This window comes from Bacillus crepusculi (assembly GCF_014764715.1).
Taxonomy (GTDB): domain Bacteria; phylum Bacillota; class Bacilli; order Bacillales; family Bacillaceae; genus Bacillus.
The window spans coordinates 19,735-44,483 of record NZ_JACXXE010000009.1; the positions used below are offsets into that span (position 1 = coordinate 19,735).

At 42.1% G+C, this 24,749-nt stretch carries 21 protein-coding genes; 12 read left to right on the forward strand and 9 right to left on the reverse strand.

The window, feature by feature from the left end; genetic code table 11:
* The first annotated feature begins 112 nt into the window (after nt 1–112).
* The 9 genes from IEE86_RS14905 to IEE86_RS19400 all read left to right on the forward strand — a co-directional run bounded on the left by IEE86_RS14905 (nt 113) and on the right by IEE86_RS19400 (nt 10,866).
* Nucleotides 113–1,453, forward strand: coding sequence for an aspartate aminotransferase family protein (locus IEE86_RS14905; RefSeq protein ID WP_191097920.1), 1,341 nt, complete (start codon nt 113–115; stop codon nt 1,451–1,453).
* Between the two features lie 143 nt (nt 1,454–1,596).
* A complete protein-coding gene (locus IEE86_RS14910; protein ID WP_191097921.1) occupies nt 1,597–2,154 on the forward strand; it encodes a glycerol-3-phosphate responsive antiterminator in 558 nt (185 codons plus the stop codon).
* A gap of 214 nt (nt 2,155–2,368) precedes the next feature.
* A complete protein-coding gene (locus tag IEE86_RS14915; RefSeq protein ID WP_191097922.1) occupies nt 2,369–3,184 on the forward strand; it encodes an MIP/aquaporin family protein in 816 nt (271 codons plus the stop codon).
* Nucleotides 3,185–3,199: 15 nt separating this feature from the next.
* A complete protein-coding gene (glpK, locus tag IEE86_RS14920; RefSeq protein ID WP_191097923.1) occupies nt 3,200–4,696 on the forward strand; it encodes a glycerol kinase GlpK in 1,497 nt (498 codons plus the stop codon).
* 139 nt (nt 4,697–4,835) lie between these two features.
* A complete protein-coding gene (glpD, locus tag IEE86_RS14925; RefSeq protein ID WP_191097924.1) occupies nt 4,836–6,497 on the forward strand; it encodes a glycerol-3-phosphate dehydrogenase in 1,662 nt (553 codons plus the stop codon).
* Nucleotides 6,498–6,654: 157 nt separating this feature from the next.
* Nucleotides 6,655–8,400: a phospho-sugar mutase gene (locus IEE86_RS14930; protein WP_191097925.1), complete on the forward strand. Its 1,746-nt coding sequence runs from the start codon at nt 6,655–6,657 to the stop codon at nt 8,398–8,400.
* A gap of 156 nt (nt 8,401–8,556) precedes the next feature.
* On the forward strand, nt 8,557–9,702 hold the full coding sequence (locus tag IEE86_RS14935) for a GAF domain-containing sensor histidine kinase (protein WP_191097926.1): 1,146 nt from the start codon (nt 8,557–8,559) through the stop codon (nt 9,700–9,702).
* Nucleotides 9,699–10,349, forward strand: a complete 651-nt coding sequence (locus IEE86_RS14940; protein ID WP_191097927.1) for a response regulator — start codon at nt 9,699–9,701, stop codon at nt 10,347–10,349. The genes IEE86_RS14935 and IEE86_RS14940 overlap by 4 nt, the downstream gene beginning before the upstream one ends.
* Before the next feature lie 313 nt (nt 10,350–10,662).
* The gene (locus tag IEE86_RS19400; RefSeq protein ID WP_318010300.1) at nt 10,663–10,866 is read left to right on the forward strand and encodes a GNAT family N-acetyltransferase; all 204 of its coding nucleotides are present in this window, start codon (nt 10,663–10,665) and stop codon (nt 10,864–10,866) included.
* A gap of 307 nt (nt 10,867–11,173) precedes the next feature.
* On the opposite strand, the gene IEE86_RS14950 is transcribed toward IEE86_RS19400, so the two are convergent.
* Nucleotides 11,174–11,422, reverse strand: coding sequence for a YhdB family protein (locus IEE86_RS14950; RefSeq protein WP_191097928.1), 249 nt, complete (start codon nt 11,420–11,422; stop codon nt 11,174–11,176).
* Between the two features lie 191 nt (nt 11,423–11,613).
* Between IEE86_RS14950 and IEE86_RS14955 the strand changes: the two genes are divergently transcribed.
* Nucleotides 11,614–11,934, forward strand: a complete 321-nt coding sequence (locus IEE86_RS14955) for a YqzG/YhdC family protein (protein WP_411955704.1) — start codon at nt 11,614–11,616, stop codon at nt 11,932–11,934.
* Nucleotides 11,935–12,090: 156 nt separating this feature from the next.
* Here IEE86_RS14955 and IEE86_RS14960 read toward each other — a convergent pair whose 3' ends face one another.
* Both IEE86_RS14960 and IEE86_RS14965 read right to left on the reverse strand, forming a co-directional pair.
* The gene (locus tag IEE86_RS14960) at nt 12,091–13,566 is read right to left on the reverse strand and encodes a catalase (protein ID WP_191097930.1); all 1,476 of its coding nucleotides are present in this window, start codon (nt 13,564–13,566) and stop codon (nt 12,091–12,093) included.
* A 160-nt stretch (nt 13,567–13,726) separates the two neighbouring features.
* Complete coding sequence (locus IEE86_RS14965; protein ID WP_191097931.1) at nt 13,727–14,158, reverse strand: Rrf2 family transcriptional regulator; 432 nt, start codon at nt 14,156–14,158, stop codon at nt 13,727–13,729.
* Nucleotides 14,159–14,343: 185 nt separating this feature from the next.
* Between IEE86_RS14965 and IEE86_RS14970 the strand changes: the two genes are divergently transcribed.
* Nucleotides 14,344–15,543 (forward strand): globin domain-containing protein, encoded by a 1,200-nt coding sequence (locus IEE86_RS14970; protein WP_191097932.1) that lies wholly within the window; start codon nt 14,344–14,346, stop codon nt 15,541–15,543.
* Between the two features lie 67 nt (nt 15,544–15,610).
* Entirely contained in the window at nt 15,611–17,035 is a 1,425-nt protein-coding gene (locus IEE86_RS14975; RefSeq protein ID WP_411955703.1) for a SpoVR family protein, read from the forward strand.
* Between the two features lie 60 nt (nt 17,036–17,095).
* Here the strand turns inward: IEE86_RS14975 and garD are convergent, their stop codons facing one another.
* The 6 genes from garD to kdgD all read right to left on the reverse strand — a co-directional run bounded on the left by garD (nt 17,096) and on the right by kdgD (nt 24,712).
* The gene (gene garD / locus IEE86_RS14980) at nt 17,096–18,631 is read right to left on the reverse strand and encodes a galactarate dehydratase (protein ID WP_191097934.1); all 1,536 of its coding nucleotides are present in this window, start codon (nt 18,629–18,631) and stop codon (nt 17,096–17,098) included.
* A gap of 58 nt (nt 18,632–18,689) precedes the next feature.
* A complete protein-coding gene (locus IEE86_RS14985) occupies nt 18,690–19,382 on the reverse strand; it encodes a FadR/GntR family transcriptional regulator (protein WP_224741030.1) in 693 nt (230 codons plus the stop codon).
* A gap of 83 nt (nt 19,383–19,465) precedes the next feature.
* Nucleotides 19,466–20,830: an enolase C-terminal domain-like protein gene (locus tag IEE86_RS14990; RefSeq protein WP_191097936.1), complete on the reverse strand. Its 1,365-nt coding sequence runs from the start codon at nt 20,828–20,830 to the stop codon at nt 19,466–19,468.
* A 27-nt stretch (nt 20,831–20,857) separates the two neighbouring features.
* Complete coding sequence (locus tag IEE86_RS14995) at nt 20,858–22,234, reverse strand: MFS transporter (protein ID WP_191097937.1); 1,377 nt, start codon at nt 22,232–22,234, stop codon at nt 20,858–20,860.
* 65 nt (nt 22,235–22,299) lie between these two features.
* Nucleotides 22,300–23,766: an alpha-ketoglutaric semialdehyde dehydrogenase GucD gene (gene gucD / locus IEE86_RS15000; RefSeq protein ID WP_191097938.1), complete on the reverse strand. Its 1,467-nt coding sequence runs from the start codon at nt 23,764–23,766 to the stop codon at nt 22,300–22,302.
* A gap of 19 nt (nt 23,767–23,785) precedes the next feature.
* Nucleotides 23,786–24,712, reverse strand: a complete 927-nt coding sequence (gene kdgD / locus IEE86_RS15005) for a 5-dehydro-4-deoxyglucarate dehydratase (protein WP_191097939.1) — start codon at nt 24,710–24,712, stop codon at nt 23,786–23,788.
* Between the last annotated feature and the right edge of the window lie 37 nt (nt 24,713–24,749).

Below are 24,749 nucleotides of genomic sequence, written 5' to 3' on the forward strand. Positions count from 1 at the left end.
TTCAGTTTCATATGCCTCACTTTTCATCCATATAATGAATGGAGAGGCGATGTGCTGCTGAACTGATCTAAGCTTCTTTAATCATGAAAACGGATACATGGGGGCGGAAAAGATGAAAATACATGAGCAGGCTCAACATCTTCAGGCGAAAGATGATCAGCTGATCTGGCATCATATGAAAGGGACAAACAAGGAAAATGAAAGCATGGTCATTCACGAGGCAGAAGGCGCATGGGTGACAGATATTCATGGAAATCGATATTTAGACGGGATGTCAGGCCTTTGGTGTGTAAATGCCGGATATGGCCGAAAAGAGCTTGCTGAAGCGGCGTATCAGCAACTAACTACGATGCCTTATTATCCGCTGACACAAAGCCATGTACCGGCTATCAAGCTGGCTGAAAAGCTAAATGAATGGCTTGGCGGTGACTATGTCATCTTTTTTTCCAACAGCGGCTCTGAAGCCAATGAAGCCGCATTTAAGATCGCAAAGCAATATCATGCGCAAAAGGGAGAGAGCACACGAACAAAATTCATCTCCCGGTATCGATCGTATCACGGTAATACAGCAGCAGCTCTTGCCGCAACGGGCCAAGCGCAGCGTAAATACAAATATGAACCGTTAGGACAGGGCTTTATCCACGTCGCTCCGCCTGATCTGTATCGGCATCCTGAAGACCAAGAAAGCTTGGCAAGTGCTGAGGCAATTGATCAAGCAATGACATGGGAATTAAGTGAGACCATTGCTGGCGTCATCATGGAGCCGATTATTACAGGAGGCGGTATCCTAATGCCGCCAAAAGGGTATTTGAAGAAGGTAAAAGACATCTGTGAAGCACATGGAGCGCTCCTTATCGTGGATGAAGTCATCTGCGGCTTTGGCCGGACAGGAAAGCGGTTTGGCTTTATGCATGAGGAAGTGAAGCCAGATATCATCACTATGGCGAAAGGGATCACAAGCGGCTATTTACCGCTTTCTGCAACATGCGTCAAACGGGAAATCTATGAAGCCTATGCAGGAGAGGATACGTATGACCGGCTGCGTCATGTGAATACATTTGGTGGTCATCCTGCATCCTGTGCGGTTGCACTTGCCAACCTAGAGATCATGGAAAACGAGCAATTAGTGGAACGGTCTGACGCGCTTGGCAGAGAGATGCTTGAACGTTTGCAGGCGTTAAAGGAACATCCATTTGTCGGTGATGTCAGAGGAAAAGGCTTGCTGTTTGGAATTGAGCTTGTGCAAAATCAACAGTCAAAAAAGCCAGCTGATCCAAGTGTTGTCGGTCAATTGATTGCAGAATGTAAAAAACGCGGGCTGATCATTGGGAAAAATGGCGATACGGTCGCTGGCTATAATAACGTTGCCCAGCTTGCACCGCCGCTAAATATCACTGACGAAGACGCCTCATTTATCATCAATACACTAAAAGAAAACATCGCGCAGCTATAGCAGAGAATCTTCTCTGCTTTTTTCTATGGAACAAGTTGCTAGGTGAAATCGGTATTCGGCACACTAGGTGTGTTGAAAAATAGAAGATATTCTATTACTGTTAGGAGAAGGCTGAACCAATACACTTTAGAAGGAGACGGCATATGAGTTTTCATGATCAACCCATTCTACCTGCTGTTCGCAATATGAAGCAATTTGAGGAATTTTTAAAAAGTCCATTTACATATGGAGTCTTACTTGATGTTCACTTAGGCCGGCTTAAGGGCATCATGAATGAAGCGAATGCTCATCACAAAAAAATGTTTGTCCATGTCGATCTCATTCACGGAATCAAACATGATGAGTATGGAACGGAGTTTATTTGTCAGGAAATGAAGCCAGCAGGAATTATTTCTACTAGGTCTTCGGTCATAGTGAAAGCCAAGCAGAAAAAGGTATATGCCATTCAGAGAATGTTTTTACTTGATACAAGTGCGATGGAAAAAAGCATGGAGTTTGTTGGTAAACATCGTCCAGATTTTATTGAGGTATTGCCTGGTGTCGTGCCAGATTTAATTACAGAAGTGCGCGATAGAGCGGGAATACCAATATTTGCAGGAGGATTTATCCGAACAAAAAAAGATGTGGAAAGAGCGCTTGAAGCAGGAGCCACAGCTGTAACGACATCAAATACTACCCTTTGGAAAGCGTTCCAAAAGTGAAGAAGAGAAAATGTGATAATTGATTGACAACGTTTTCATCCTCTGATACTATAGCACTAAGTTAATATCATGTGATGGAGAAACGGAGATCCACAACAACGCTTTACTAGGTGACAAATGACCCTGACGTAAAGTATGTTTGTTGTGGATCTTTTTCTTTATCTTTTCTACACATTCATAGGGGATGGCAACTGAACCAGAGGAGGAATTTTTCATGACACCATTTTGGGGTGAAGTCGTAGGTACAATGCTACTCATTATTTTTGGAGGCGGTGTGTGTGCGGCAGTCAATTTAAAGAAATCACTCGCTTACCAGTCCGGCTGGATTGTAATCGCTTTCGGATGGGGATTTGCAGTAGCCATTGCAGCTTATGCAACTGGTGGAATCAGCGGGGCCCATTTAAATCCGGCGCTGACAATTGGTCTTGCTTTAGAGGGAAGTTTTCCTTGGGCTGATGTTCCAATGTATATTACCGGTCAAATGCTTGGCGCATTAATAGGAGCAATTATTGTCTTTTTACATTACTTACCGCACTGGAAAGCAACAGACGATCCAGGTGCAAAACTAGGTGTATTCTCAACTGGTCCTGCGATTCCGCATACCTTTGCAAACGTACTCAGCGAAGTGATCGGTACATTTGTATTGGTTCTAGGGATCTTAGCGATTGGTGCAAATAAATTTGCAGACGGAGTGAATCCGCTGATTGTTGGTTTCTTAATTGTTGCAATTGGTCTTTCTTTAGGGGGAACAACTGGTTATGCAATCAACCCTGCACGTGATTTAGGTCCGAGAATTGCACATGCGATTCTGCCGATTCCAGGTAAAGGTCCATCGAATTGGAAATATGCTTGGGTTCCTGTTGTTGGTCCAATTTTAGGCGGTGCATTTGGCGGTGTATTCTACAATGCAGCCTTTAAAGCGAATGTCACTCCAGCCTTTTGGATTGTAAGCGTTATTTTAGTTGTGGTATTGTTAGGACTCTATGTCTCTACGAAAAACCAAACAAATGCTGTAAATGAAAGTATGTAAGGGGAGGAAAACACCATGGCAAAAGAAAAATATATTCTCGCATTAGATCAAGGGACAACAAGCTCAAGAGCGATCTTATTTGATCAAGAAGGTAAAATTGCACATACATCACAGAAAGAATTTAATCAATATTTTCCGAACCCTGGCTGGGTAGAACATAATGCAAACGAAATTTGGAGCTCTGTACTATCTGTTATTTCAACCGCTTTAATTGAATCTGGAATTGAAGCAGATCAAATTGCAGGTATCGGAATTACGAACCAGCGTGAAACAGCTGTTGTTTGGGATAAACATACAGGCGCACCAGTTTATAATGCAATTGTTTGGCAGTCTAGACAAACATCTGGCATTTGTGAAGAGTTAAAAGCGCAAGGACACAATGAAACGTTTAGAAATAAAACAGGTCTTCTCATCGATGCTTATTTCTCAGGCACAAAAGTGAAATGGATTTTAGACAATGTAGAAGGTGCCCGTGAGAAAGCAGAAAATGGCGATTTGCTGTTTGGCACAATAGATACTTGGCTTATTTGGAAAATGACAGGCGGTCAATCACACGTCACAGATTATTCCAATGCGTCAAGAACGTTAATGTTCAATATTTACGATCTGAAATGGGACGAAGAATTGCTTGATATTCTAGACGTACCTGCTTCTATGCTTCCAGAGGTCAAACCATCTTCACACATTTATGGTGAAACGACGGACTATCACTTCTTCGGTAAAAATATCCCAATCGCAGGAGCGGCGGGAGACCAGCAGTCTGCTTTATTCGGTCAGGCGTGCTTTGAAGAAGGTATGGCGAAGAACACTTATGGTACAGGATGTTTCATGTTGATGAATACAGGGGAAAAAGCCATTAAGTCCGATCATGGTTTATTAACGACGATTGCATGGGGCATTGACGGTAAAGTTGAATATGCTTTAGAAGGAAGTATTTTCGTTGCGGGGTCAGCGATTCAGTGGCTGCGTGATGGACTTAGAATGTTTAAAGACTCAAAAGACAGCGAGGCTTATGCGAAGCGAGTCGAGTCAACAGATGGCGTATATGTCGTTCCGGCATTCGTTGGTCTAGGCACACCTTACTGGGACAGTGATGTCAGAGGTGCTGTATTTGGACTAACACGCGGTACGTCTAAAGAGCACTTTGTTCGTGCAACGTTGGAATCACTTGCTTATCAAACGAAAGATGTGTTAGATGCGATGGAAAAGGATTCAAACATCTCATTAAAAACATTACGTGTCGATGGCGGAGCAGTGAAGAATGACTTCTTAATGGGCTTCCAAAGTGATTTGCTGGATGTTCCAGTAGAACGTCCAGAAATTAATGAAACGACGGCACTCGGTGCGGCCTATCTTGCGGGAATAGCAGTTGGCTTCTGGAACGACCGTTCAGACATTGCAAAACAATGGAACCTTGACAAGCGCTTTGAACCTAAAATGGAAGAAGCCAGCCGTGACTCGTTATACAGCGGGTGGAAAAAGGCTGTAAAAGCTGCTCAAGCTTTCAAATAAACCAAAAGTATGGTATACTTCAAGTAAGTTAATAGAACGGTTGGAGAACTGGAGAGACCGCAGGCACCGAAGTGTAGAAATACGCTTTGGGTGTTTGCGGTCTCTTTTTCTTTACCGTACAACATGGGAGGAACAAGAGATGACTTTTTCTAGCTTAGAAAGAGAACAAATGCTGCAGGAAATGACAAAAAAACCATATGATGTGTTTATCATTGGTGGGGGTATTACAGGCGCCGGTACAGCACTTGATGCGGCTTCACGCGGAATGCGTGTCGGTCTTGCGGAAATGCAAGATTTCGCCGCAGGTACGTCTAGCCGCTCAACGAAACTTGTGCACGGTGGACTTCGTTATTTAAAACAATTTGAAGTGAAGATGGTCGCAGAGGTCGGTAAAGAACGTGCCATTGTATATGAAAACGGTCCGCATGTGACAACACCAGAATGGATGCTTCTGCCGATGCATAAAGGCGGGACATTCGGTAAATTTTCTACATCAATTGGACTCAGAGTGTATGACTTTTTAGCAGGAGTCAAGCATAGCGAACGCAGAAGCATGCTAAGTGCGAAAGAAACACTTGAAAAAGAACCACTTGTGAAAAAGGACGGCTTAAAAGGCGGCGGCTACTATGTTGAATACCGTACAGATGATGCACGCCTCACAATTGAAGTCATGAAAGAGGCTGTGAAATTCGGTGCAGAAGCTGTCAACTATGCGAAAGTAAAAGAATTTATTTATGATAAAGGCAAAGTGGTCGGTGTTGTCATTGAAGATGTTATGACGCAGAAAACATATGATGTGTATGCGAAGAAAATTGTCAATGCGACAGGTCCATGGGTCGATCAACTAAGAGACAAGGATCACTCAAAAGAAGGGAAGCACTTACAGCATACAAAAGGTATTCACTTAGTATTTGACCAATCAGTCTTCCCGTTAAAACAAGCGATCTACTTTGACACACCTGATAAACGGATGGTCTTTGCGATTCCAAGAGAAGGCAAAACGTACGTTGGTACAACAGATACAGTGTACAAAAAACAGCTGGAACATCCGCGTATGACAAAAGCAGATCGTGATTATGTCATCCAAGCGATTCAGTACATGTTCCCTGATCTCAACATTACAGAAAAAGATGTTGAATCCAACTGGGCCGGTCTTCGCCCGCTCATTCATGAAGAAGGAAAAGACCCTTCAGAAATTTCTCGTAAGGATGAGGTATGGACATCATCCTCAGGCTTAATCACCATTGCTGGTGGTAAATTAACAGGCTACCGTAAAATGGCTGAACACATTGTAGACCTTGTACGTGATGGATTAAAAGAAGAAACAGGCAAAGATTACGGACCATGTAAAACGAAACATATGCCGATATCAGGCGGACATGTTGGCGGTTCTAAAAATATGGCAGCCTTTGTTCAAGCGAAGACGGCAGAAGGAGCAGCCGTTGGTTTAACAGAACCGATTGCTCAAAAACTCGCCGAAAAATATGGCTCAAACGTCAGCAGTGTCTTCCAGCGTGTAGAGCAGCTTCAAGGTGAAGCAGACAAACGAAACATTCCAGCGTATGTACTGGCAGAGCTTGTCTATGCGATCGAAGAAGAACTAGCTGTCACCCCTGTCGATTTCTTCTTAAGAAGAACAGGCAGCCTATTATTTAATATCAACTGGGCAAAAAAATATGCACAGCCTGTTGTTGACTATATGGCAGACCTTTTTGGCTGGGATGAAGCGACAAAGCAAAAACATCAAACAGAATTAGACCAACTGTTCCATGAAGCAGTCGTACCGCTTGATGCTGAATAAGAAAAAAGCCGATCGTGTATCGGCTTTTTTTATTGTTTTTTTTCTATTTGTTCATCGTTTTTTCACATGTCAATGATATAACATGACATGAAGGATAATTCCATATAAAATAACAATGAATGTTATTTTATTGATGATAAGAGCTGGGAGGACGATCATGAGTTGGAATACGAATTATGAGCGATGGATCAATGAGAAGCACCTGGATACTGAACTAAGGGAATGGCTGGAGGCGCATCAGGATGATCATCAAGCGCTTGAAGACTGCTTCTACAAAAACCTTGAGTTCGGAACTGGAGGAATGCGCGGAGAGATTGGTGCAGGCACGAACCGAATGAACGTCTACACTGTTCGAAAAGCATCAGCTGGTCTTGCTGCGTATATTGCAAAACATGGAGAGGATGCAAAAAGAAGAGGCGTCGCCATTGCATATGATTCACGCCATAAATCTCCTGAATTTGCGATGGAAGCAGCCAAAACGCTTGCTTCACATGGCATTCAAACGTTCGTATTTGATGAACTGCGTCCGACACCAGAGCTCTCTTTTGCTGTTCGTGAGCTGAATGCATTTGCTGGTATCGTCGTGACAGCAAGTCATAATCCACCAGAATATAATGGCTATAAAGTATATGGAGAAGATGGCGGGCAGTTGCCGCCATTTGAAGCAGATCAAGTTATTCAAGAAGTAGATGCAATTGAAAATGAATTGGCCATTTCAGTAGAGCCAGAAGAAACATTAAAACAAAAAGGGCTCATTCACATCATTGGAGAAGAAATCGATCATGCCTATATTGAAAAATTAAAAACCATCAGTGTGCATCCTGAGCTTGCAGATGAAGTCGATGTCAAAGTGGTGTTTACTCCGCTTCATGGTACAGCCAATAAACCTGTCCGAAACGGGCTACAGGCACTTGGCTATCAGCATGTGACTGTTGTGCCTGAACAGGAAAAACCAGATCCACAATTCTCAACGGTAACATCACCAAATCCAGAGGAGCATGCAGCGTTTGAGTATGCGATCAAGCTTGGCGAAAAGCAGAATGCCGATATCCTCATTGCAACAGACCCAGATGCAGATAGGTTAGGCATTGCGGTTAGAAATCACGAGGGAGAATTTACTGTCTTAACAGGCAACCAAACAGGAGCCTTGTTGCTTCATTATTTATTGTCTGAAAAACAAAAGCTAGGCCAGCTGCCGCCTCGTCCAGTTGTGATGAAAACCATTGTCACAAGTGAGCTTGGGCGCGCTGTTGCATCAGCATTTGGTGCGGATACCATTGACACGCTTACCGGCTTTAAATTTATTGGAGAAAAAATCAAGCAATTTGAAGAAAGCGGAGAATACACGTTTCAATTTGGCTATGAAGAGAGCTATGGCTATTTGATCGGTGACTTTGCTCGAGATAAAGATGCGGTGCAAGCGGCGCTTTTAGCCGTTGAAGTCGCTGCCTTTTATAAGAAACAAGGCAAGTCATTGTACGATGCTCTTGTTGATATTTTCAAGGAGTTTGGGTTTTACCGCGAAGGGTTAAAATCATTGACCTTAAAAGGTAAAGAAGGAGCGGAGCAGATTTCAGCGATCCTTCATACTTTTAGAACAAATCCGCCAGCTGCCATTGCAGGTCAGCGCATCACTATTATCGAGGATTACCAATCAAGTCAAAGACATCTTGTAACAGAAAACAAAAAAGAAACCATTCATCTGCCGGCATCAAACGTGTTGAAATATTTCCTTGAGGATGGCTCGTGGTTTTGCTTAAGGCCTTCTGGTACCGAGCCTAAAGTGAAATTTTATATCGCGGTTAAAGGCTCATCTTTGACAGATAGCGAAGAAAAGCTGAAGCATCTATCAGATGAAGTGATGAAAGTCGTTTATGATATTGTGGAAGAAACCGCTAAATAAGAAAGGTGACAAGGCCATCGTGTGAATGCATGATGGCTTTTTTCTCAGCCAAAAGGATGAGAAGAAATCATTCTTTTGGAGAAAGAGCTAAAAGGGTGCTCATGGTATAATGAGCGTAATGATAAGAGAAGGCAGCAAATGCCGGGGGTATACAGCATGGGAGAATACCAAGAGAAGGTTAAAACATTAAAAACGCTAAAGGAAATTGCTGAAAAGCTAAATGAAGGCATGGAAATGAAAGACACGCTTCATGAAGTGCTCCAAATGCTAATGGATGTCACAGGCTTTCAGACTGCATGGATTTATTTTATAGAAGAAGACGGCTCGTATGAATTGATGGCAGAGGTTTCCTTACCTGAAGCACTCGCAAAGCATCAAAAGAAGCTCATGTGTCAAAACGATTGTTATTGCATCAACCGATACACGAAGGGCTCGCTGCAATCAGCTACCAATATTATGAACTGTAAACGGATTGAAACGGCGATTGAACAAAAGCTTGGGGATACAGAAGGAATTACGCATCATGCGACCGTTCCCCTTAAAGCATGTAAGCGTACGTTCGGATTATTAAATGTGGCGGCAAAAGGAAAAGTTACATTTACGCAAGAAGAGCTGAATTTGCTTGAAAGCATTGCGCTTCAAATTGGTACCGCCATTCAGCGGATGAAGCTTGTCCAAAACGAACAGCAGCATGCACTACTTGAAGAAAGAAACCGTCTTGCACAGGACTTACATGATTCTGTCAACCAAATGCTGTTTTCTGTTAGTCTGACTGCTAAGGCCGCACGTCAAATGACAAGCGATCAGAATTTAGGGGAAATGATCGATTTTATTCAGCATTTGTCACAAGATGCACTGATTGAAATGCGCTCGCTCATTTGGCAGCTAAGACCAAGAGGACTTGAAAAAGGATTTACGACAGCGATTGAAGAGTACGCACAAGTTTTAGGACTAAGCTGTACATTGTCTTTATCAGGCTGCATGGAGATGGATCATTCGTGTCATGAGACTTTGTTCCGTGTATGTCAAGAAGCGCTGAATAATTGTCAAAAACATGCGGGAGTAGAGGAAGTCGAGGTCAAACTCGAGCAATCGAGAGACACGTTTGAGATGACAATCATCGACCGCGGAAAAGGTTTTCAGTATGACGAGCAAATGAGCCTTCCTTCACTAGGGCTGAAAGGGATGGCTGACCGTACCCGAAAAGCAGGTGGTACATTTTGTATCGATTCTAAGCTAGGTCAAGGAACCACCATTCATGTGAAAGTGCCATTTACTCAAGAAAGGAAGGGGTCGTCATGAGAGTCGTCATTGCAGATGATCATCATATTGTGAGAAAAGGGCTCGTGTTTTTCTTGCAAACACAGCCTGATGTGGACATCGTTGGTGAGGCATCCAATGGGGAAGAGGCACTGGATGTTGTCAGACAAACGAAGCCTGACATTGTCTTAATGGACTTATCCATGCCCGTGATGAACGGTATTGAGGCCACGAAACAAATGACGCTAGAAATGCCGGAAACCCGGATTGTCATCCTGACAAGCTATGCAGATAAAGACTATGTTATTCCAGCCATTCAAGCAGGCGCGAAAGCCTATCAGCTCAAGGATGTAGCGCCAGAAAAGCTGCTCACCACAATGATTGAAGTGCAAAATGGCACCTATCAGTTAGATGGTCATATCACGAGCTTTCTTGTGAAGCATCTAACAGAGCCAAAAGAGCAGAAATGGGCACTGATGAACGAGCTGACCAATAGAGAACGAGATGTCCTATTTGAAATTGCAAAGGGCAAAAGCAACAAGGAAATCGCCTCATCGCTGTTTATTTCTGAAAAGACTGTCAAAACACACGTATCACATGTATTATCAAAATTAGAGCTAGCAGATCGAACCCAAGCGGCTCTTTATGCAGTGGATTATCAAAAAAATCAGCCGAAAGAGCTGCTATGATGGAAGGGAATTTAGTCGTTATGCTAAAATTTTTAAACGCACATTCAGTTCAATGAATTGAATAAAAAAGGAAGCATGTTCAGTCTCATTTCTAAGAATGAAACCATAAAAGACTTGATGAGTGTATGCTCATCAAGTCTTTTTTGATGTTCAAAGTGGAGACATATGAATTAGTAAGTGGTTATCGCCATGATGGCAAATTAAAAGAAAGCTTTCATGCATTAGCCATTCATACATTTGATTTGGATTTTAGTGACTGGTACAAAAGAGGGTACTGGGATGAAAAGTATATTTCTTTGTACATATCGGAAAAGTGATCTTTAACGCCTCTGTCTATCTCATGTCGGTCATTATTGATGGTCAAACGTATCGAGCGGTTCAAATCGGTACCGTTATGACAGATCAAGCTCATCGCTACAAAGGATTAGCGACAAAGTTAATACAGCATATTATGGATACGTACGAAAATGACTGTGATATGATCTTTCTTTTTGCCAATGAAACCGTGCTGGATTGAATCGTTAGAGACCATTGTTCTGATGAATGAAGAAAATGATACCATGCATGTGTTTGATATCATTTCTCTCCAAGCACCAAATGTAGAGGAAGTTGTTGCAAATATAAGTGAAGGAAACGACGGAAAAAGTGATCTTTTATTTCATACCTGATTCGTCAACTGACGGCTTGCATGCGGTCACGACACCAAATGATGAGGATGCGCTGTTTCTTTTTACAAAAAAAGATTGGGTCAAAGGCCACTTTATGCTTCCCATCACTGCGCACTGCTAAGTGTATGTAAAAAGGCTGAAACTCAGCCTTTTTCTTTATGTGTACATCGGTTGTGAATAAACTTCAGCAGCAGCAGCCTCAGAAGCGTGGTCAATGTACTGCAGGAGCCCATATAAACATTTTTCAACATCTGCATCGTTCTGGTTAAATTGATACGCATGTAAGAAATGCTCAATACGTTTTGAGAGCAAGTCATCTTGCGTACGTACCATAAGAATAAGTAAATTATCCCATTGCGAGCGATGCGTATAATAAAGTGCTTTATCATAATCCGCCACATTCATCAAACCTTCTCCTTTCCCTTGAGAAGTCCTCATTAGTTTGCTCGGATCATATCGACTTTTTCAGGGGAAAAGTTGGTGTCTGCATGAATCGGGTACCGGGAATTATAGGCTGAATAAATGCTTCATGTATGAAAAAGGATCGACCAGCAAAACCTAAACAAAATATACATGAAAGTGAGATCAATGAAATCATGCAGCCGAAATTGTGGATGCTTCTTGCAGCAGGAATGGTTTTGCTTAGCAGTCTTATGATCCATCCTCCATCAAAAGCAGCGGTGCAGCCGCTTGAAAATTGGGAAAGACTTGCTTATACAGCATTGCAAGAGGAATATGAAGGTGCCGCTTTAAACGATTATCATTACATTGGACGAACAAAAGTAAATGATGAACAGACAAAGGATGTGTTTCGTGTAACTGTGAAAGATGGTTCAGCACTTTTTGCCGCACACGCAGAAATTTATTTTCATCCGGTGACCGGGCATTTGATTAGTATTCATGTGTTTCGGTTATAAAAAAGCACTTTTTTTGTAAAAGGTGTTCAAGGTATTTCAGACAAAACCTCAATGGCTGCAGTTACTAGCATGCTCAAAAAAAGACAAAGGGCTAAAATCAAGATCATTTTAGCCCTTTGTCCAACAATTTATTTCGAGAAGCTCATTGCGAATGGATTACTTCATGCTTCCTTGAAGATAGGAGCGAATATCTACACCGAGTGAATCCGCTAAACGCTGGCCATAATCTTCATCTGCACGATAGAAATTGCAGATCGCCAGTAATTTTGTTTTTTCATTTACATCTTTTAGATCAGCTGTTAGGTTTTTAATCAATGCTTGTTTCTCTTCTTCAGAGTAGCTTCGATATTTTTCCCCAGCTTGTTTGAAATCGTTCGGTTTTTCAATTTTTTGTCTCACCATACGGTCACCGTGAAGAACTGGCTCACTTTCTTTGTAGTGAGGGTTTTCTTTTGGCTGATCATCGTAACGGTTTGGTTCATAGTTAATATGACCGCTTGGACGAGTCGTTGTCATAAAGCCATCCTGCTGGTTATTGTGCACAGGGGCATAAGGACAGTTGACCGGAATGCGCATGTAGTTTGCACCAAGACGGTGACGCTGCGTATCTGGATAAGAGAACAGACGACCTTGAAGCAGTTTATCTTCAGACGCTTCGATTCCTGGAACAAGTGCACTTGGCGTGAAAGCAGATTGTTCTGTTTCAGCAAAGAAATTTTCTGGATTACGGTTAAGTGTCATGCGACCTACCTTTTGAAGCGGATAATCTTCCTCGCTCCATGTCTTTGTTGGATCACATGGATCATAATCAAGTTCATCATAATCGCTAAGCGGCATGAGCTGAACGTATAAATCCCATGCTGGATAGTTGCCTTTTTCAATGCGGTCATATAAATCTCTTGTCGCATGCTGGAAATCGTTTGCTTGAATCTCCGCTGCTTCTTCCATTGTTAAATTGCGAATACCTTCTGAAGGTCTCCAGTGATATTTCACATATTTCGCTTCTCCATATTTGTTCACCCATCTAAATGTATGCACACCAGAACCGCGCATTTCAGCGTAGCTTGCAGGGATTCCTTCGTCAGAGAAGAGCCATGTGAGCATATGGGTGGATTCAGGTGTTAAGGTCATAAAATCCCAATAACGGTCAGGATCTTGGATATTGGTTACAGGATCTGGCTTGAGAGAGTGAACCATATCAGGGAATTTCAATGCATCACGAATAAAGAAGATCGGCAAGTTGTTTCCAACGAGATCATAGTTGCCTTCTTCTGTATAAAATTTGACAGCGAAGCCGCGCGGGTCACGTAATGTTTCAGGTGAACCTTTAGGATGAATAACCGTTGAGAAGCGAACAAAAACGTCTGTTTGTTTCCCTTCTTCACTTAAGAAGGCTGCTTTTGTATGTTTTTCCATGCTGTTTTCTACTTCAAACACACCGTAAGCGCCGGCGCCTCTAGCATGAACGACACGCTCTGGAATACGTTCACGGTCAAAGTGTGCAAGTTTTTCGATCAAATGGTAATCATCAAGAAATGAAGGCCCGCGGTGACCTGCTGTTCTTGAGTTTTGGTTATCGCCAACAGGCACGCCTTGGTTCGTTGTCAAATTTTTATGATTTGAATTTGTCATTCTTTTCTCCTCCTGTAAACAAAAAAATGGTTTCTAGCAATCTATATACCCTAATTATATTGAATCAAACATGATAGTCAATATTTATTTATAATAATTTTAAATAAATTATTATTACAAGGAGGTAAAGAAAAAGACGAAAGAATAAAATTCTTTCATCTTAAAGGAGGAGCTCTCTGAGAGCATCTTTGTTTTGTGTTAAATCTTTTAATGTGTATTGGTCAAGAACGCGTAAATAAGCAGTGAGAGCTTCATGAAGCACGTGCTTTAATGAACAAATCGGGGAAATGATACAGCTGTTTTTCTTTGGATCAAAGCATTCAACCATGACTAAATCATCCTCTGTATAACGGACAACTTCTCCAATATTAATGCTTTCTGGGCTTTTTCCAAGCCTGATTCCGCCATTTCTTCCGCGAATCGTGTCCACATACCCGCGTTTTCCAAGGTGGTAAATCACCTTCGTTAGATGATTTTTAGAAATGCCATAAATATCAGCAATTTGCTGAATGTTTGATAGTTCATTGTTGTCTCTTGACGCTAAATAAATGAGGACTCTTAATGAGAAATCTGTATAATTTGTAAGTTTCATATTGGCAACCTCTAAACCTGATAGAGTTTTGTATCATCGTAACACATTTTAGACAAAAACTGTTCGAGAAAGTGCTAAATGTGACAACATTTAAAACGTGTATTATAAATATTGCTTTTACGAGCTGTCTTCGATTACGATAAAGATATATTTGAAATACATCTTTTTTGAAAGAAGGAATGACGATGTTCTCTATAGATCAAATGAATGCCATTAAACAATCAGCCCCTCTACTAAAAGCCGAGGGAACCAAACTTGTGACTGTTTTTTATCAAAATATGATCAGACAGCACCCAGAGCTACTCAATCAGTTTAATAAAACGAACCTCATGAACGGAAGTCAGCCAGAGGCGCTTGCTGCGACACTATATCAAGCTGCATTGCACATTGATCGTTTAGAAGAATTGCTTCCGGCTGTGAAACAAATTGCTCATAAGCATGTCAGCGTCATGGTGAAAAAAGAGCAGTATCCAATCGTCGGGTATCACCTCATTGAAGCGATGAAAGAAGTATTTGGATTAACGGAGCAGGATGACACATTATTAGCGTGGAAGGCAGCATATGACATCATTGCAAATATATTTATCACGATTGAAGCAGAAATGATGGATGAAAATGTGAAGCAAAAAGGCGGATGGGCAGATGTCAAACCGTTTGTGATCAAGAAAAAGAAACAGGAATCTCCAGCGCTTATCTCGTTTTATTTAGTACCGGAAGATGGATCAGAGCTTCCAGTATATGAAGCAGGGCAATATATTACGGTTCAGGTAGATATGCCAAGCGAGGCCTATATGAGCAGCAGACAATACAGCTTATCAGATCAATTTCATCCTTCTTATTACCGCATCACAGTGAAGCGCGATGGTCATGTGTCCACATTCTTACATGACGAAATGGAAGAAGGGGACGTGCTTCAAGTGAGTATGCCGCAGGGAATGTTTTGCTTACAAGAAGACCTTAAAGAGCCCGTTTATTTCATTAGTGCCGGTTCAGGTGTCACACCAATGATCGGTTTAGTGAAAACAGCAGCTCAAAACAGCCAGCCATTTACGGTGATTCATGCAGACCGATTAGAGGATGTAACTGCTTTTGAAAATGAGTTTGAAAGCGTTCTAGCTTCAGCTTCTCATGGGCGCGTCATTCTATGTAATGAACAATTTGCACAGCCTGGTAAGGATGAGCTGGTTGAGAAGGCGGCTTCTCGTATTGACCGTCCATTCCTTCAATCAGTGATTGGAGAAGGAAAAGGCCAATTTTATCTATGCGGGTCGCCAGTATTTACTCAGGAGATGCTCCATATCTTAAAAGAGCTGGGGATTCCAGAACAGAATATACATTTTGAAGCATTCGGCGGGCAATCGACAAAAGAAATGGAAGTTGTCTAAACGAATAGCGATACATCATGTTTTTTTAGATGCGCTCATATAGTAGGGATAAATCCGATGAGGAGGGATGGTTTCCTTGAGCGTATCTGAAAAACGTCTTTTACAAAGAGCCATTGATGAAATTACAGAAATTGCAGAAGGATTTGGTCTAGATTTTTATCCGATGAGGTATGAAATCTGTCCCGCTGAAATTATTTATACGTTCGGTGCATACGGAATGCCAACACGATTTAGCCACTGGAGCTTTGGGAAGCAATTTCATAAAATGAAGCTTCATTATGATTTAGGATTAAGCAAAATTTATGAATTGGTGATCAATTCAAATCCTTGCTACGCCTTTCTTCTAGATAACAATACGCTTGTTCAAAATAAATTAATTGTGGCTCATGTACTGGCACACTGTGATTTCTTCAAAAATAATTGCCGTTTCCAAAACACAAAACGAGATATGGTCGAAAGCATGGCCGCTGCAGCAGAGCGGATCAAAGAGTATGAGCATATCCACGGAACAAAAGAAGTCGAATCCTTTTTAGATGCGGTATTGGCCCTGCAGGAGCATATTGATCCATCTCTTGTTCGTTCAAAGTTAAGCTGGAATATAGACGATGAAGCAGAATATGAAGAGGATAAGCCAACACGTCAAACACCGTATGATGATTTGTGGGGAATGGATGAACCGAAGACGCGTGAGAAAAAGAAAACCGTCAAGCAATTTCCTCCAAAGCCGGAAAAAGATATTTTACTCTTTATTGAGGCGCACTCCCGGGAGCTAGAGCCGTGGCAGCGGGATGTGCTGACCATGCTAAGAGAGGAAATGCTCTATTTTTGGCCGCAGCTTGAAACGAAAATTATGAATGAAGGCTGGGCATCGTATTGGCACCAGCGGATTATGCGTGAGCTTGATTTAGATTCAAGTGAATCAATTGAGTTTGCGAAATTAAATGCAGGTGTGGTGCAGCCATCTCAGACGGGAATCAACCCTTACTATTTAGGGCTGAAAATATTTGAAGATATTGAAGAGCGCTATGACAACCCATGCGAAGATTTAAAAAAAGCAGGTGTGACAGAAGGGTCCGGACGCAGCAAAATGTTTGAAGTGCGAGAAATTGAATCGGATATTTCCTTTATTCGAAACTACTTAACAAAAGACCTTGTGATGAGAGAAGACTTGTACTTGTTTCAAAAGCAAGGGAGAGATTATAAAGTCATTGATAAAGAATGGAAGGCTGTACGTGATCAGCTTGTGAGCATGAGGGTCAATGGCGGTTTTCCTTATTTGACTGTGAACGATGGCGACTATTTGAAAAACAATGAACTCTATATTAAGCATTGGTATGAAGGCATTGAGCTTGATTTGAAATACTTAGAAAAAGTGCTTCCATATTTGTATCAGCTGTGGGGAAGAAGTGTGCATATTGAGTCAATTCTTGAAGGTAAAGAAGTCATGTTTTCATACGATGGAAAAGGGGTTCATAGGAAATATCTATCGTAATGATCACCAGATTGTTGACAAAGGGCTAAAATGATCTTTATTTTAGCCCTTTGTCTTCTTTCATGTGACTGGGGCAGGATTAAATAGGCATAGGTCGTTATGAATACCCCAATGATCAGCCCATGTTTCTTTTCGGCCGCTGGCGACATCTAGTATATAGTGAAACATATCTGTGCCAACTTCTTCGATTGTCGCTTCTCCAGTTGCAATACGGCCTGCATCAAAATCAATCAGATCGGGCCACTGCGTCTGTAAACTGGTTCTCGTAGACACTTTTACTACTGGTGCTGCTGCTAGGCTGTATGGTGTCCCTCTGCCTGTTGTGAATATTTGTAAATTTATACCAGAGGCGAGCTGCAGTGTCCCGCAGACAAAATCGCTTGCCGGCGTAGCAGCAAATATCAATCCCTTTTCTGATGCCTTCTCACCAGGTCCAATCACACCAGAGATTGGACTTGTGCCTGATTTGACGATGGAGCCAAGTGCTTTTTCTACAACATTGGATAAACCGCCTTTTTTATTTCCAGGGGAGGGGTTTGCACTTCTATCTGCCTGTCCTCTGTTTAAATAGTCGTCGTACCATTTCATTTCCCGTATAAGCGCCTGTCTCGTTTCTTCGTTAACTGTCCGTGGTGTTAATAGATGAATGGCATCCCGCACTTCTGTCACTTCTGAAAAAAGAACGGTTGCGCCTGCTTTGACAAGGAGATCCGCTGTATATCCAACGGCAGGGTTTGCCGTTACACCTGAGAATGCATCGCTTCCTCCGCATTGTAAGCCAACCACTAAATCTGATACAGGACATGGGACACGGGTCCGTCCGTTGAGTATCATTAGTTTATGCTCTGCAGCCTTCAGAATAGAGGTAATCATCGAAGCAAAGCCTGACTCCTCCTGTAATGTTAAAATATCGTGTTGCTGATCTTCTGAGACAATGCGTGAAGGTATGAGCTTTTCGCAGCCTAATCCAATGACCAGCACCTCTCCGCCAAAGTTTGGATGTGTGGCTAGGTTTTGGATGGTTCTGATGGGAATGGCCGCTTCTGGTGCATGAATGGCCACACCGCAACCGTACTGGTGGTGAAGGGGAATAACGTCATCGACATTTGGATATTTCGGCAGCAGCTCTTCCTTGATTTTTTTGACCGCATAATCAAGAACTCCAACGACACATTGTACGCTTGTTGTAATTCCGAGAATATTTTTTGTGCCGACAGAACCATCTGAATTACGGTAGCCTTCAAATTCATAGCCCTCAAGCTTTTTAAGTGGAGATCCGCTATATATTTCGTGTGATAATTCATTTAAAGGAGGGGGTGATGGCATTTGAACAAACTGCTCTTTCACCCAACCTCCTTGTAAGATGGTTTCATTAGCGTATCCAATGATTTCACCGTATCGAATAATTGGAGCATGCTGTTCAATAGTCTTAAGTGCTACTTTATGCCCTTGAGGAATTCGTTCAGTTAACGACAATCCGCTTGGAAAGGCTGTGCCAGCTGGTAATCCGCCATCATTAACGATGATTGCTACGTTATCCTTTGGGCTTACTTGAATATAGAGGGGTGCTTCTGCTTCCTGTACCTTTTGATTCAATAAGAGATCGCTCCTTTTGAAAGCGCTATCTTTTTAGAGAAGCACAGCCGCTTCCATATCATGACGTTTGATTTAATCCTTTTAAAATTTTATCACGTACAAACTTCAAATGTTCATGCATATGAAAGTGTGCTTGATATGGATCTCTTTGTCGTAGCGCTTCATAAATTTTTCGATGATAATTAACGGTCACTTTTTTTTCTCGATAAGGAATTTGACTGTCAATCTTGGCGTGCGATACTAAAAGCGCCTGAATCATACCTTCAACAACTGGGTTGTTTGCACTTAAGGCAATGATCCGGTGGAATTCCTTATCTGCTTCACCATAGTTGTTATCTGTACTTTCCTCAATCATTTCGATGGTGTTTTCTAATTTTTTTAATTCCTCGTTACTGATTTTCTCAGCAGCAATGGTGACAAGACCTAGTTCAAGTACCATTCGAGCCTCTATAATGGCTGGTAAATTATCCTGAGCCAGTGCGAGCATAACAGAAAACGGCTGGTTGCTGATTTTATCATTAAAATATGTGCCACCTCTTGTTTTTCTTGTGATGACACCTAATGTTTCAAGAGAACTTAAAGCCTCGCGCAAAACAGGGCGGCTTACTGATAAAATATCCATTAATTCCATTTCTGTCGGCAGTTTGTCACCAGCTTTTAATTGCCCGCTAGACAATAAATGAACGATACGTTCAATGACCTGTTTTGCTAATGTTTTTCGGTTAACTGTTTCAAATTTTAGTTCATCCATGCTTTCATTCACGAGTCATACTCTCCCTTCAGTTGTTTAATTGTAAGACAAAATGAAGGGGAATACAATCATTTACAGTCAAACTACCGAATCATACACGGTTTTTTCGGATCAAATGTCCAGTCATCAATGAGATATTGCATCTGAATGGCATCATCTCTTGCACCAAGCTTCATGCGTTCATATAACCGATTGGCCTCCTCTAGCTTTTCTAAATCAATTTCAATACCGAGCCCAGGTTCTTGAGGTACTTTTATACGTCCTTCTTTAATAGAAAGCGGGCTTTTGGTTAATTGTTGTCCGTCTTGCCATATCCAGTGGGTATCAATGGCTGTGATAGACCCTGGTGCGGCAGCGGCAACGTGTGTAAACATGGCGAGGGATATATCAAAATGGTTGTTAGAGTGCGATCCCCAAGTCAAGCCGGTATCATGACACGTTTGAGCCACTCTTACAGAACCTTCCATTGTCCAAAAATGTGGGTCCGCAAGTGGAATATCAACTGCGTGTAATTGGATTGCATGTGACAATTGACGGAAATCAGTTGCGATCATATTCGTAGCCACTTGAATTCCGGTAGCGCGTTTGAATTCGGCCATAATTTCTCTAGATGAGAATCCGTCTTCTGCTCCACATGGATCTTCTGCATATGCAAGCAGATGTTGTTTTCCTTTGCAAAGCTGAATGGCCTCATCAAGAGACCACGCTCCATTAGGGTCAAGTGTGATACGCGCATTTGGAAAACGTTTTGAAAGAGATGCTACAGCTTCTATCTCATCTTCTCCAGAAAAAACGCCGCCTTTTAGCTTAAAATCCCGAAAACCATAGCGTTCATAAGCCGCTTCAGCCAAACGGACAATGTCCATCGGTGTTAATGCTTTTTGACGCCTTAACCGAAACCAGCTACAAGAGGAATCATCCTCCTTTAAATAGGGGAGAGGGGTTTTTGTCTGATCCCCTATGTAAAATAAATAGCCAAGAATGTCCACTTCTTGTCTCTGTTGGCCAGTCCCTAATAAAGAGGCAACGGGTTCTTCTAAAAATTGCCCTAATAAATCCAAGAGAGCCGCTTCTATAGCTGTAACAGCATGAATCGTTGTCCGTAAGTCAAAAGTTTGATGACCTCTCCCGCCTCTATCAAGGTCTTTAAATGTATGCTGTACCGATTGCAAGATGGCATGGTATTGCCCAATTGGTTTTTGCAGGACAAGTTCGGCTGATTGTTCAAGTGTTTGACGAATGTTTTCGCCGCCGGGAACTTCGCCGACACCTTGACGACCACTGCTGTCTGTTAGTATGACAACATTTCTTGTGAAAAAAGGTCCATGCGCCCCGCTTAAATTCAAGAGCATACTGTCATGTCCTGCAACAGGAATGACCTTCATGTCAGTAATAAAAGGGAGATTGGTTGTTCGTTCTTGTTTCACTTCTTTTATGTGTTGATTCATATACATCCTCCTATAAATAAACCGCTTTCAAATTAAGCTGGATGGAACTGGGGCCGTTGGAGTGGAAGGGGGTTCTTTTAGCTTCACACGTTTAATGGGGCCCACAAGGAATAAATAACTTAAGATCGCAATGACGGCATTACTGCCGACAAAGACGAGCGCACCACTGAAAGAGCCTGTTGCATTTACAATATATCCAATGATAATCGGTGTTGTAATGGATGCAATGTTGCCAAAGGTGTTAAATAAACCGCCGCTTAAACCGGCACATTCTTTTGGAGAGGTATCTGATACAACGGCCCAGCCAAGTGCCCCAAATCCTTTTCCAAAGAAAGCAAGCGACATAATCGCTACAACAATCCATGAAGATTCTGTATAGTTGCAGATGATCATACTGCAAGAAAGAAGCATCCCTATAATAATTGGTGTCTTTCGTGCGAAAGTAAGCGATTTCCCTCTTTTTAATAAAAAATCGGATAACAAGCCGCCAAGAATCCCGCCTAAAAAACCGCAGAGAGCTGGCAGGGAAGCAACAAAACCTGCTTCGAGAATGGACATTCCTTTTGCTTGAACAAGATACACGGGAAACCATGTTAAGAAAAAATAAGTGAGGGTGGTAATACAATATTGAGCAATATAAACGCCGATTAACATCCGATTTGAAAGTAATTGTTTCACGTATGGCCATTTGGGTTCTTTGTTTTGCTGGCTCTTTTCATCGTCCATTGAGGTCAAAGCCCCGCCTTTTGAAATGTAGTCAAGCTCTGCTTTGTTAATTTTCGGGTGCTGTTTTGGATTATAGACGGTTTTTAACCAAAGAAAAGACAGCAAGATACCGAGAATTCCCATGACAACAAAAACAGAATGCCATCCTAAAGAATGTGTAAGCCAGCCCATAATAGGGGAGAAAATGACAAGCGCAAAATACTGAGCTGAGTTAAAGAAAGCAGAAGCTGTTCCACGTTCAGAACTAGGAAACCATGCAGCTACGACACGACTATTCCCTGGAAAGGAAGGAGCTTCAGCCAGCCCTACTAAAAATCGCAGAGCAAAAAGGAGAATAATCGCAGTACCCGCTGTAAAAAAGCCTATGGCACCTTGAAGCAATGTAAACAAAGACCAAAAGAAAATACTGCAGGCAATGATAATTTTAGAGCCGAATTTATCCAATAAATAACCGCCAGGCAGTTGGCCAATGACATAAGCCCAGCCAAAAGCAGAAAAGACATAACCCATTGATATAGAGCTAAGACCAAGATCATGTTGAACAGAATCTCCAGCAATAGATAGGGTAGCACGATCTGCATAATTGACCGAAGTGACAAGAAACAGCATGAAGACGATAAACCAGCGGACAGACGTTTTTTTATCAGGCTGTGAAGCATGGAAGAGTTTATTTATCATAATTTCTTCTCCTTTTCTAAATTAGAGGATTGAGGAGGGCAGATGCCCTCTCAAATGCTTCAATTTTACGATTTAATGAAAACGGTTTGAATGGCTGTGAAGAATTCCTTTGCCGCTTCTCCCTGTTCACGAGAATGAGAGCTTGATTGTTTCATTCCGCCAAATGGAGCCTGTAATTCTACACCAGCACTTTCTGCATTAATTCTAATGAGCCCTGCTTGGATATTTCGAATAAAGGTCAGTATACGGCCGATGTTTTGTGTGAAAATAGAAGCGCTTAAGCCAAAAACCACATCATTGGCAATGTGAAATGCTTCATTGATATCTTGCACTTTGATTAAAGCAATGACAGGCCCAAATATTTCTTCTTGAGCGATGGTCATGTCTGAGGTGACATGTTCGAAAATGGCAGGCTCAATATAATAACCATTCTGATAATCACCATCTGTTAATGGTTCCCCGCCCAAGAGAAGGGTGGCTCCTTCTTTTTTTCCTGTTTCAATATAGGAAAGGCATTGATCAAGTTGCTGCTTGCTTGCGATCGGACCCATCCACACGTCTTTTTTTAAACTGTCCCCAATAGTGATTTCCTGCGTTTTTTGAAGCAGCTTTTCTTTAAAGGCATCATAGATGTCTTCTTGGACAATGACTCGGCTTGTTGCTGTACATTTTTGTCCTGTTGAACGAAAGGCTCCTGTAATGGTTGCTTCTACCGCAAGATCAAGATCCGCATCATTGGCTACGATAACGGGGTTTTTCCCGCCCATTTCAAGCTGATACTTGATGCCTCGTTCAAAGGCTTTTTGACCGATGGCTTTACCGGTTGCATTTGATCCAGTAAATGTAATTCCTTGGATATTTGGATGTTCAATCATTCCTTGACCTACAACTGCTCCCGACCCTGTTATCATATTGACTACTCCCTTTGGGAGGTGTGCATCTGCAAAGCAGGCGATGATTTTTGCGCAAGTAGTGGCTGTTTCTGATGCAGGTTTAATGACGACCGTGTTGCCATAAATGAGTGCAGGAGCCATTTTCCAAATTGGGATGGCGATAGGGAAATTCCAAGGAGAGATGACGCCGACAACACCTAATGGAACCCTTTTTGTGAACATGAGAGCCTCTCGATCAGTAGAAGGAATGACATCGCCTTCTTTGCGCATCCCTTCGCCGGCATAATAGCGGAGGATGGCCACGCCGCGTGCCGCTTCGCCTTTTGCCTCCGGAAGTGTTTTCCCCATTTCTTTTACAGCAGTGACTGCAATGTCATCGAGACGTTCCTCTAGCAAATCAGCTGCTTTATAAAGATATTGTCCTCGTTCTGCACCTGATAAATCTCGCCATGCTGTTTTTGCTTTATGAGCGGCAGTGATAGCTGCGTTCACATCTTCAAGGCTTGAGCGCTGTACATATCCAGCGGTCTCTTCTTTGTTGGCTGGGTTCTCGATCGGGATTACTTCTCCTGTCGAAGCCTTTACCCATTCACCATTGACATAATTGAAGTACGTTTTTTGATCTACTGAAATGGACATGTTTGATCTCCTTTCTTTTTTAATTTACAGTTGCTTTTTTAGGGAAGCGCTCCATTGCATGTTGCAAAATACTTTCCAGCTCTTGATAATGTTCTTTTTCTACAGGGACAACAGGGGGTCTTGTTGAATTGCGAACAGCATGCCCCATGATGTTCATGCCGGCTTTAATTAATGAGACCGCGTAGCCTTTTCGCTGCCGTCGAATCCGGTTAATCGGTAAAATAACACTTGTGTATATGTCCTTGACCATTTCTTGATCACCAGTCTTTAGTGCGTGATAAAACATTCTTGAGATGTGGGGGATATAGTTTGAAATGGCTGAGGAATAGGAATGAAAGCCAATCGGTAAGTAAGCCGGCATTGTGACCTCTGCCATAGGCAATCCGTTTAGATAGCTGAGCCGGTCGCCTATCGTATAGGAAAGGTTCACGTTTAAATCCATATCACCGACTCCATCCTTTACTCCAACAAGCTGTTCAAAAGAAGTGAGCCGTTTGATTTGCTGCACTGAGAAAATAGCATTATCTCGTTGATACAAAATGGCATTTAAGTTCGTACTTTCGATAATGGTTTTGGCGTATTCATATAACCCTTCTTGTTCTCCATGAATTAAATAGGGAGGGAGTAATAAGAAGCCATCTACTCCTTTTTCCTCGGAAATTTTCGCCCATTCCAGGGCAGTATTTAAATTTCCACCAACTCCTGAATAAACAGGGACTTTACCACCGGCAGCTGCCAGTGCCACATCAATCATTTGCTCGTATTCTTGTTGACTAATAGACTGGAATTCTCCCGACCCACAAGCAATAAAAATAGCATCAAGCCCTTCGTCTAGTAAGAATTGAATGTTTTGAAATAGTGCTTCCTCAGAGAGCTGCCCATTTGCTTGAAAAGGGGCAACAGGAAAACCTAATATGCCTTCTGGTGCTTTTCTACCTTGAATCATGGTTAAAAAACCTCCTGTGAATTGTTAAAAAGAAAGG